This is a genomic window from Acidovorax sp. KPB24-07, from assembly GCF_057543315.1.
In genome coordinates this window covers 1-10,883 of the sequence record NZ_BAAJYS010000118.1, presented here as the reverse complement: position 1 = coordinate 10,883, position 10,883 = coordinate 1, and the positions used below count along the sequence as shown (strand labels likewise).

Annotated in this window: 3 protein-coding genes; all 3 read left to right on the top strand. The window is 68.4% G+C overall.

Annotated features, from left to right (window positions below; genetic code table 11):
* Window positions 1–28 precede the first annotated feature (28 nt).
* On the top strand, window positions 29–6,001 hold the full coding sequence (locus AC27IQ_RS13480; RefSeq protein ID WP_487089762.1) for a non-ribosomal peptide synthetase: 5,973 nt from the start codon (window positions 29–31) through the stop codon (window positions 5,999–6,001).
* A gap of 1 nt (window position 6,002) precedes the next feature.
* Complete coding sequence (locus AC27IQ_RS13475; protein ID WP_487089761.1) at window positions 6,003–9,278, top strand: non-ribosomal peptide synthetase; 3,276 nt, start codon at window positions 6,003–6,005, stop codon at window positions 9,276–9,278.
* A gap of 29 nt (window positions 9,279–9,307) precedes the next feature.
* A partial coding sequence (locus tag AC27IQ_RS13470) for a condensation domain-containing protein (RefSeq protein WP_487089760.1) occupies window positions 9,308–10,883 on the top strand: 1,576 nt, incomplete at its 3' end.

Sequence of the window (10,883 nt, the reverse complement as noted above, 5' to 3'; positions counted from 1 at the left end):
GCGGGAGTACGAGGCGCCGCGAGGGGAGGTGGAGCAGGCGCTGGCGCAGATCTGGGGGCAGGTGCTGGGGCTGGAGCGCGTGGGGCGCCATGACAACTTCTTCGAAATCGGGGGGCACTCCCTGGTGGCGCTGCGCATTCTTGACCAGGTGCGCCAAAAGGGCTGGCCGGTCCAGGTGCGTACCCTGTTCCAGCACCCGGAGCTGGCGGATTTTGCCCAGGCCCTTGTGCAGGAGCCGGCCCCTGCGGAAGTATCGGTGCCGCCCAACGGGATTCCGCCCGGCGCCTCGGTAATCCACCCGGAGATGCTGCCCCTCATCGCGCTGGAGCCCGCACACATTCAGCAGATCGTTGCGCAGGTGCCGGGCGGTGCGAGCAACATCCAGGACATCTATCCCCTGGCGCCGCTGCAGGACGGCATGCTGTTCCACCACCGCCTGCAGCGCGAAGGCGACGCATACATCACGCTGCATGCGCTCGGTTTCGACAGCCAGGAGCGGCTGGAGCGCTTCATCGCCAGCTTCAACCAGGTCATCGAGCGCCACGACATTCTCCGCACGGCCGTGCTGTGGGACGGCCTGCCCGAGCCGGTGCAGGTGGTCTACCGCCATGCGCCCCTGCAATTGCAATGGATGGAGGCGGATCGCAACGCCGACGATACGGCGGTGCCTCAGATGGCCGTCGCCGAACGGCTGGCCGCGCTGGTGGACCCTGCGCGTCACCGGATCGACGTGCGCCGCGCACCCATGATCCACGCGGTGGCCGCGCACGATGCCTCTGTCGGCCGCTGGCTGCTGCAATTGCCCAGCCACCACCTGGTGCTGGACCACACCACGCTGGAACTGATCATCCAGGAGATCGCGCTGATCCAGCAGGGCCGGGCGCAGGAGTTGGGCCCGTGCGTGCCGTTCCGGCAGTTCGTGGCGCAAGCCCGGCGCGCCAACGGCCAGGCCGACCACGAGGCGTTCTTTCGCTCCATGCTGAGCGATGTGGATGAGCCCACCGCACCGTTCGGGCTGCACGATGTGCAGGGCGATGGAACGCAACTCGCGCAGGCCGGCCTTTTGTTGGAGGCGGGCCTGGCCTCCCAGGTGCGGGCACAGGCTCAGCGGCACGGCGTGAGTGCGGCGACGCTGTTCCATCTGGCCTGGGCCATGGTGCTGGCACAAGCCACGGGCAAGGACGACGTCGTTTTCGGCACCGTGCTGTTCGGCCGCATGCAGGGCGGAACCGGCGCGGATCGCGCCCTGGGTCTTTTCATCAACACGCTGCCCTTGCGCGTAAGGCTCGGTGCGCAGGCCGTCGGTGCCTGCGTGGAGCAAACGCACCGTGCACTGAGCGATCTGCTGCACCACGAGCATGCCAGCCTGGCGCTGGCGCAGCGCTGCAGTGCACTCCAGGGCAACACCCCGCTGTTCTCGGCATTGCTCAACTACCGCTACAGCCCGCCCGCTGAGGGGCCTCAGAGCCCGATCTGGGACGGCATGGAGTGGCTTGGCAGCGAAGAGCGCACCAATTACCCGCTGGAGCTGGCCGTGGACGACCAGGGCACAGGCTTCACGCTCACGGCCAAGGTGGACCGGCGGGTCGATGCGCAGCGCCTGTGCAGCTGGATGAGGGCGGCCCTGGAAGGCCTGGTCGGCGCGCTCGCCACCGAGCCCAGTGCCCGGGCCTGTGAACTGACGGTGCAGGGCGAGGCGGAACGCCAGCAGTTGATGCGGTGGGGAACGAATGTCCGACGCTACGCCCCTTTCGTGCCGGTGCACCGCTTGTTCGAACAGCAGGTGCAATCCCGGCCCCAAGCCATCGCGCTGGTGGCGGGCGATGAGCAACTGAGCTACGAGGCGTTGAACCGGCAGGCCAACCAGATGGCGCACCGCCTGATTCGCCATGGGGTGCGCCCCGACAGCCGGGTCGGCATCGCCATGGAGCGGTCCGCGGCCATGGTCGTCTCGCTGCTGGCGGTGCTGAAAGCCGGCGGTGCCTATGTCCCGCTCGATCCGCAACTGCCGGCCCAGCGGCTGGCCCACATGGTGGCGGACAGCGGCATGGGTTGGCTCCTTACCCAGCCGCAGGTGCGCGCCCGGCTACCGCATACGGAGACATTGCCGGTGCTGGACTACGACTTCGCCGAGCTGGCGGGCGAATCCGAGCGAGATCCCCAGGTTCCGCTGCATGGCGATCACCTGGCCTATGCCATCTACACCTCCGGTTCCACCGGTCTGCCCAAGGGCGTGATGGTGCGGCACGAAGCCCTGGGCCATTTCCTGCGCAGCATGCAGGAGCAACCCGGACTGGGCGCGGATGACGTGCTGGTGGCGGCCACCTCGCTGTCCTTCGACATCGCCGCGCTGGAGGTGTATCTGCCGCTCGTTACCGGCGCGCGGCTCGTGCTGGCCTCCCGCGAAGTCACGCGCGACGCCTCGGCGCTGGCCCGGTTGATCGAGGACTGCGGCGCCACGGCATTCCAGGCCACGCCTGCGGGGTGGCGCTTTTTGCTGACGAGCGGCTGGAGGCCCATGGCGGCGCGCCGTATTCGCGGCCTGTGCGGCGGTGAGGCCCTGCAGCCGGATCTGGCGCTCGCGCTGCAAGGCCTGGGGCTGGAGCTGTGGAACATGTACGGCCCCACGGAAACGACCATCTGGTCCACCGCGGGCCGCGTCGAAGGACCGCCCCGGCTGGGCCAGGCGATTGCGGCGACCGGGCTGCACGTGCTGGACGGCGCCTTGAATCCGGCACCCGCCGGCGTGCCCGGGGAGCTTTTCCTAAGCGGGGTCGGTCTGGCGCGTGGCTACCAGGGCCGGGCGGGTCTGACGGCCGAACGCTTCATCGCAGGCCCTGGCGGCGAACGCCTGTACCGCACGGGCGATCTGGCACGCTGGGGCGCTGACGGGCAGTTGGAGTACCTGGGGCGCATCGACCATCAGGTGAAGATCCGGGGCTACCGGATCGAGCTGGGCGAAATCGAGGCGCAATTGCTCGCTCAACCCGAGGTGCGCGAAGCCGTGGTGGTGGCCAGGGAGGGTGCCACGGGCGCCATGCTGCTGGGCTATGTGGTGGTGCACGCCGGGCAGGGGGATGAGCCTGTCCCGCTGGCAGAGCAACTGGTGGCGAGGTTGGCGGCCACCCTGCCCAGCTACATGGTGCCTGCCGTGGTGATGGCGCTTCCGGCGCTGCCGCTGAATACCAACGGCAAGGTGGATCGCAAGGCGCTTCCGGACCCTGGCGCGGCGCCTGCACGGAATTTCGAACCCCCGCACGGGGCCGACGAGCAGGCCCTGGCCGCCATGTGGTCCGAACTGCTGGGTGGGGTACCCGTGGGTCGGCGCGATCACTTCTTCGAACTCGGCGGCCATTCGCTGCTGGCAGCGCAGCTTGCCTCGCGGGTGCGGCAGGCCTATGGCGTGGACCTGGCCTTGCGCCGCATCTTCGAAGAACCCGTGCTGCACGCCATGGCCAGCGACATTCGCAAGGCGCTTCACGGCGGGCTTGCCATGGCAGGCGGGCCGGCCCTGGTACCGGTGGAGCGCCGGGCGCACATGCCGCTGTCGCCGGCGCAGCAGCGCCTGTGGCTCGTGGACCAATTGCCAGGTGCCTCGGTGAAAAGCACCGCTTACAACGTGAGCGCCGCGTTGACGCTCACTGGCGCGCTGCACGTCCATGCGCTCCAGGGCGCCCTGGACACGATCGTGGCGCGCCACGAAGTGCTGCGAACCCGCTACGGCCAGGACGACGAAGGCGAGCCGGTCGCATACATTCTGCCGGCCAGCCCGTTGCCCGTGCCGATGCAGGATCTGTCGGGCCTCGACGCTGCGGCGCAAAGCCTCGCCGTGCAGGCAGCGCTGTCCGCCCACGCCAAGGCGCCGTTCGACCTGTCGTCCGGTCCGGTGTTTTCGGCCGCCTTGCTGCGGCTGGGCAGCGATCGGCACATGCTGCTCCTCTGCGTGCACCACATCGCGTTCGACGGCTGGTCGGAAGCCGTTTTCGTGAAAGAGTTCGTGGCCCTCTACGCTGCGTTGAAGGACCATCGTCCCTCGCCGCTGCCGCCGCTCGCACTCCAGTACGCCGACTATGCCGACTGGCACCGCCGCCGGCTGGCGCCAGCGCGCACCGACACGCCAGCCTTCTGGCGCGCCTATCTGGCCGGGGCGCCGGCCCTGTCCTCGCCCCGACCGGACCACGAACGTCCAGCCGTTGCGTCGACCGAGGGCCGTTCGGTGCGCCTGCGCATCCCCCGGGAATGTACCGAGGCACTGGGGGCCCTGGCGAGAAGGGAGCGGACGACGCTTTTCACCGTGCTGCTGGCGGCTTTCGAGTGGCAGATGCACCGCCAGACAGGCGCGGACGATCTGGTGATCGGCACCGACGTCGCGGGGCGCAACCACCCCGATCTCGAAGGCCTCATCGGCTTTTTCGTCAACGTGCTGCCGCTGCGCTCGCGCATGGAACCCGGGTTGACCTTCCTGCAATGGCTGGCGCGGACCAAGGACAGCACCTTGAGCGCCTTCGAACATCAGGACATGCCCCTGGACCAGATCGTGGAGTTGACCGGGCTGCCTCGCACGCGCCAGCACAACCCGCTGGTGCAGGTGCTGTTCGTGCTGCAGAACCTGCCGCAAAGCCGCTTCGAATTGCCGGACCTGGCCATCGAAGTGGCGACGCAGCCGGTCTCCACGTCCAAGTTCGACCTGGGGGTCTTCGTGGTCGAGGACGCGCAGGGCCTGGGTATCGAATGGGTCTACGCCACGCGCCTGTACCGGCACGAAACCATCGTGCGCGCCAGCGATGCCTGGGTCAGCCTGCTGCAGCAGGTGGTCGCCACGCCCGACGCGCCGCTCGAGCGCTTTGCCCTTCCTCTCTTTCAGGAGCCTTCAATGATGCTGTCTTCGTCGCTTGCGCCGAGCAAGCTGGAAAAACTCAAGAAACTCACCGTCAAGGGCCGTCCTGCCGCAGAGGCCGCGGCACGCTCTCCCGTGCGCATGTCCTTTCTCTCGGCGCAGCGGGAGTTTCCGTTGGTGATCGAGGCCACGGGCAACGACCTCGATCCGGTCGCGTGGGCCCGTGAGCAGCGCGGTTTCATCGAGTCCATGCTGCGCAAGCACGGCGGCCTGCTGCTGCGCAACCTGGGATTGAAGAGCCCGCAGGATTTCGAAGCGTTCGCCGAGACCATCGAGCCCGAGCTGTACGGGAGCTACGGTGACCTGCCCAAGAAGGAGGGGGGGCGCAACACCTATCGCTCCACGCCGTACCCGGAGCGCCAGATGATCCTGTTCCATAACGAAAGCTCGCACCTGGATCGCTGGCCCCGCAAGCAGTGGTTCTTCTGCGAACTGCCGTCGCCGGTGGGCGGCGCGACGCCCATCGTCGATTGCCGGGAAATGCTGCGCCGCCTGCCGGCGGACCTGGTGGACGAATTCGAGCGCAAGGAACTGCTGTACCTGCGCACCTTCACGCCCGGCCTGGATGTGAGCTGGCAGGACTTCTACAAGACCGATCGCCGGGATGCGGTGGAGAGCCGCCTGGCGGCTGCTGGAATCGAGTGGCGCTGGCTGGATGGCGACACGCTGCAGACCCGCACGCGGTGCCCTGCGGTGATGGTCCACCCGATCACCGGCGAGCGGGTGTTCTTCAACCAGGTTCAGCTGCACCACGTGAGCTGCCTGGAGCCCGAAGTGCGGCAAGACCTGCTCGCCATGGTCGGAATGGAGCGGATGCCGCGGCATGTCTGCTACGGCGATGGCTCTCCGATCAACGACGAGACCATGGCGCTGGTGGGCGAGGCCTACGAGGCGTGCGCGGTGCGCTTCGACTGGCGCCAGGGCGATGTGGTGATGCTGGACAACATGCTGGCCGCCCATGCCCGGGACCCCTACGAAGGCCCCAGAAAGATCGTGGTCGCCATGGGGGCCATGTACGACCGCGCCGCGCTGCAGGCGGTGCCGCCCGAAAGCGCGCAGGTGCTGTCTGCCGCCGCGTCCGTTCCTTCTCCGATCCCTGGTTGAAATGATGTCCACCCTCACTGATCTCGCTGAAACCACTTTCGCGCTCAGCCCTGAGCAGCGAGCCATGCTGTCGATGGCTGACGAGGACCCTGGAGCAGCGTCGCTGACCCTGGAGATCCGGACCTGCATCGAAGGCCCCCTGGATCCGCAGCGGCTGCGCGCCGCCGTGGAGTCTGCCCTGCGTTCGCACGGCGCCCTGTCCACGGCACTGCGGGCCGTGCCGGGGTATCGCGGGCTGCGGCAGCAGCCATTGGAATCGCTGCCTGCGCTGGACTGGCACGCCGGTGACCTGCGCGCGCTGGCCGCCGAGCGCGCCGCGCCTGCATCCGTCACCGCCCTGGAAGACTGGTGGCAAGGGGTGTCCGCCCTTCCGCTGGACCCGTCGCGTGCGGCGGTGCTGCGCGTGGGACTGGCGCGGACGGCGGACGCGCAACACAGGCTCGTGATCGCCGCGAACGCGCTGGCCGCGGACCAGGGCAGCCTGGTGGCGTTGCTCGATCAGGTCGTGCGTGCCTATGGTGGCGACTCCCCGCACGGGGGCGATGAGCCCTTCCAATATGCCCAGTTCGTGGAATGGCGGCAGGACCTGCAGGAGGGTGACGATGCCCGGCAGGGACAAACCTATTGGCGCAATCACGTGGAAGGCAGCGATGCCTTGCCAGCGCCTCGTCTGGATGCCTTGATGGATGGCCCAGCGGCCGTGTCAGGGAGGCGCCTGGCGCTGCGGCATGCGCAGGCGGTCGAGCCGGTGCTCGCGGCCCAGGTCCAAGCTGCGGCCGATTCGGCAGGAACGCAGGTGCACACGCTGCTGCAGGCCGTGTGGTGGCTGCTGCTCTCGCGGTTGGCTGAGGAGCGCCGGTTCGTGGTCGGATGGCAGAACGATTGCCGGGACGACTACGACGTCATGCAAGGCAGCGTGGGCGCGTTCAGCAAGGTGTTGCCGGTGGTGGTGGACATTGCCCCCACCGAAGGGTTTGGGGATTGGCTCCGCCGGTTGGGCGCGACGCTTGATGCGCATGCGCAGGCTCAGGAGTTCTGGCCCATCGACGCACCTGCGCTGCCAGGGCTTGCGCGCTGGGGATTCCTGGCCCGCCACGCGCCCGCCCGGCATGCGGTGGAGGGCACTGTCTGGCAGGTCGAGGCCTTGCCTGCGCCCTTGCCTTGCTTCGAATTGGTGATGGACGCGCAATGGTCCGCCGGGGTGCCTGGCTCGCTGGCAATCCACGCCGCGGAAGGCCGCTGCAGCGAGACTGCCGCTCAGGCACTGCTGATGCAATTCACCACGCTGCTCGCCGCGGCGGTGGCACAACCCCAAAGGCCGGTGGCTCGCCTTCCCCTGGTCGGTTCGCAGGAGCGCGCGCTTCTGATGTCGCTGAACGATGCGTTGCTGGATGCCGGGCCGCTCACGGTGGGCGAGCACATCGGACGCTGGGCCACACTGACGCCGGATGCCCCAGCCATCGAGGCGGGTGCGGAGCGCCTGAACTACCGTGAGCTTCAATCACGCGTGGACCGCATGGCGCAAGCCCTGCATGTCCACGGGCTGACTGCGGGCGGACTGCTCGCCATCGAGCTGCCCCGGTCGCTCGACCTGGTGGTCGCCATGCTCGCGGCTTGGCGCGTGGGTGCGGGTTACCTGCCCCTGGAGCCCGAGTGGCCGGCCGCGCGCCGCGAAGCCGTGCTGGCGCATGCCCGGCCAGCGTACGTCCTTCGCGCAACGGAGTTGGGTGTCGAGTCGTCCACGCCAGTCCCATCATCCTGGCGCGACATCCATCTGACCGATCTGCAAAGCGCGATGCCCTCCGAAACAGGTTGGCAACGCGCGCCGCAAATGGCCGATCTCGCCTACGTGCTCTACACCTCCGGATCGACCGGGCAGCCCAAAGGCGTGGTGATCGGGCAAGCGCAGTTGCTCAATTACGTGGCCAGTGCCACTCAGGCGATGGACCTGGGGCGGTGCCGGCGCTGGGCGCTGACCAGCTCGGTGGTGGCGGACCTGGGCAACACCGCTTTGTTCGGAGCGCTGTTCAACGGCGCCTGCCTGGTCATTGCCGAGCAAAACGAGGTCGAAGATGCGCAGGCGTTCGCGGCCTTCATGGCGCAGCGCCAGATCGATGCGATCAAGATGGTCCCGTCGCACCTGGAAGCGCTGCTCGAGCACGAAGCGCCGGTGCTGCCGCGCACCTTGGTGCTCGGCGGAGAGGCCACGCCCAGCGCCCTGCTGGAGCGCATCGCGCGCCTGGCACCACACTGCCGCATCTACAACCACTACGGCCCGACCGAGGCCACCGTGGGCGTGATGGTGCATGCCCATGGATCCGGCGCTACGCCAGGTGGAGGCACCTTGCCGCTCACCCGCGTGCTGGCCAACAACCGCGTCCATGTGCTCGACGAACACCTGCAGATGGTTCCGCAGGGGGGGCGGGGCATGCTCTTCATCGGGGGCGCGCAGCTGTGCCGCGGTTACCTGCACCGCGAGGCGGGCAGCGACGCGTTCATCGACGACCCCTTCAATCCGGGCGAGCGCCTGTACCGCACCGGCGACCTGGCCTGGCGACTGCCCGGCGGTGGCATCCGGCTGGCGGGGCGTGCCGACCACCAGATCAAGATCCGGGGCTTTCGCGTTGAGCCCGCCGAGGTGGAGGCCGCGTTGCTGTCGCACTCGAACGTGGCACAGGCCACGGTGTTCGCGCGGCCGGGCGATGGCGGTGCGCCGGAACTGGTGGCATGCGCCGTGGCCAGCGGCCCTGCGGCGCTGGCCATGGCGGCCGCCTTGCGGGACCATGTGGCCGCCCGCTTGCCTTCGGCCATGGTTCCCGCGCGCTGCGTGGTCCTGGCGCAGTTTCCCCGGCTTCCCAACGGCAAGATCGATCGGGTTGCGCTGGAGGCCCTGGCCGCCAGTGGAGGCGACGGCATCCCGTCCCGGCCACCGCGCGATGCCCTGGAGTACTTGCTGGCCGAGGCCATGGCGCAGCTTTTGCAAAGAGATGCCATCGGCGTGGACGACGATTTCTTCGACCTGGGTGCGCATTCGCTGCTCGTGATCAAGCTGGTGGCGCGCATCCGCAAGCTGCTGCAGCTGGAGGTGGCACCGGGCCTGGTGTTCGACCACCCCAGCATCTCAGCGCTGGCGGCGGCACTGCGGCAGGGCGAAGGCGACCAGGCCGCTCAGCTGGAGCAGCGGGCCCAGGCGCAGCGCGCAGCAGGTGCCGCGGCCCCGCAGGCCGAGCCGCACCGCGGCGAAGGGGCCGACGCACCCGCGACGGTTCACGCATGAGTCTCCACTGCCTGAAAAACGAAGACACCATGGATTCCATCGCAACCGCTGCCCCGTCCCGCGCCGCCGTCCCGCAGGCGCTTCGCATCCTGCCTTTGCAGGACGTGGAGGATGGCGACATCGTTCCGTGCACTCGCGCGGGCGACGACATTCCCCTGTCGTACGCGCAGGAGCAACTGTGGTTCCTCCAGTGCCTCGTGCCCGGCATGACGGCGTACAACCTGCCCCGGGTGCTGAAAATCGACGGCCCGCTCGATGCCGACGCCCTGGAGCGCGCCTTCCAGGCCGTGCTGGCCAGGCATGCGATCCTGCGCACAGCCTTCATCGAACGGGACGGCGTGCCTTGGCAGACGGTGCGGCCGCAGGTGCCGTTCCAACTCGAGTGCATCGATGCGACCGACCGTGCGGCCGAGCCGGCCGACGCCGTCGTGGCCGAGCTGGTCAGTGGACTGGCATCGCATGTTTTCGAATTGGGTCGTGCGCCCGCGCTGGTGGCGCGCCTCGTGAAACTGGGCGATCAACGGCATCTGCTCGGTGTCTGCCTGCACCACATCGTGACGGACGCGGCCTCCAATCCCATCCTTGCGCGCGACTTGGGAATGGCCTATGGGCAAGCCCTGCGAAGCCCGGGCCCGGTGCACCTGCCAGCGCTGCGCCTGCAGTATGGGGACTTCGCCGTCTGGCAGCGGGCACAGCTGGACAGCGGCGGTTTTGCGCGCCAGCTGGACCACTGGAACGCCCATCTGGGCCCGCACGTTCCGGCGCTGGAACTGCCCCTGGATGGGATCCGGTCGGAGGGGCAGAGCTTTCGCGGCGAATCGCTGAACTTCACGCTGGAACCGGCGCTGTGCGAGCGCCTCCTGAGGCTGTGCCGCGCCGAGCGTTGCACCCCCTTCATGGTGTTGTTGGCCGCCTGGCAGATGCTGCTGTGCCGCTACAGCGGGCAGACCGATTTCGGGGTGGGCGTGCCCAATGCCGGGCGGCACCGCGAATCGCTCCGCGATCTGCTGGGCTTTTTCGTCAACACGCAGGTTTTCCGCGCCCGGCTGTCGCCGCAGCAGACGCTGCGCCAGATTTGTCGCCAGGTCCGGGCCGATGCCCTGGCCGCGCTGGAGCATGCCGATCTGCCACTCGAAGCCTTGCTGGCCAGCCGCAAAGCGGCCCGGGAAGGCGGACGCAACCCGCTGTTCCAGGTGATGTTCAGCTGGCAGGTGGCCGACCCTTCGCTGGTGCTGGACTTGCACGGAGCGCGCGCGGAGTTCATCGATGCCGGCCCGGCCGGCGCCAAGGTGGACCTGTCGCTCAACGCGGTTCTGGATGCCGGTCAGATCCATGCCCGGCTCGAATACAACACCGACCTGTTCGGCCCGGACACGGCACAGCGGCTGCGTGCAGGCTTTATGCGGGTACTGGAGGCCCTGGCGGACCATCCCGATGGGCTGCTGGGAGAGCTGGACCTGTTGGATGTCCGTGAGAGAGAGCGGCTGCAGGGTTGGGGAGAGCGAGGGAGGGTGGCTGAGCCGGTGGGGGAGGTTCCCTGCTTAAGGAACCGAAACTCAGAATCTCTTCTTTGTTTCAAACTTTGCTGCAATCAGCAGAGCCATC

Excerpts from the sequence above, each read along its gene's own strand:
- AC27IQ_RS13475 (WP_487089761.1), top strand. The coding sequence starts at position 6,003 with ATGATGTCCACCCTCACTGATCTCGCTGAAACCACTTTCGCGCTCAGC.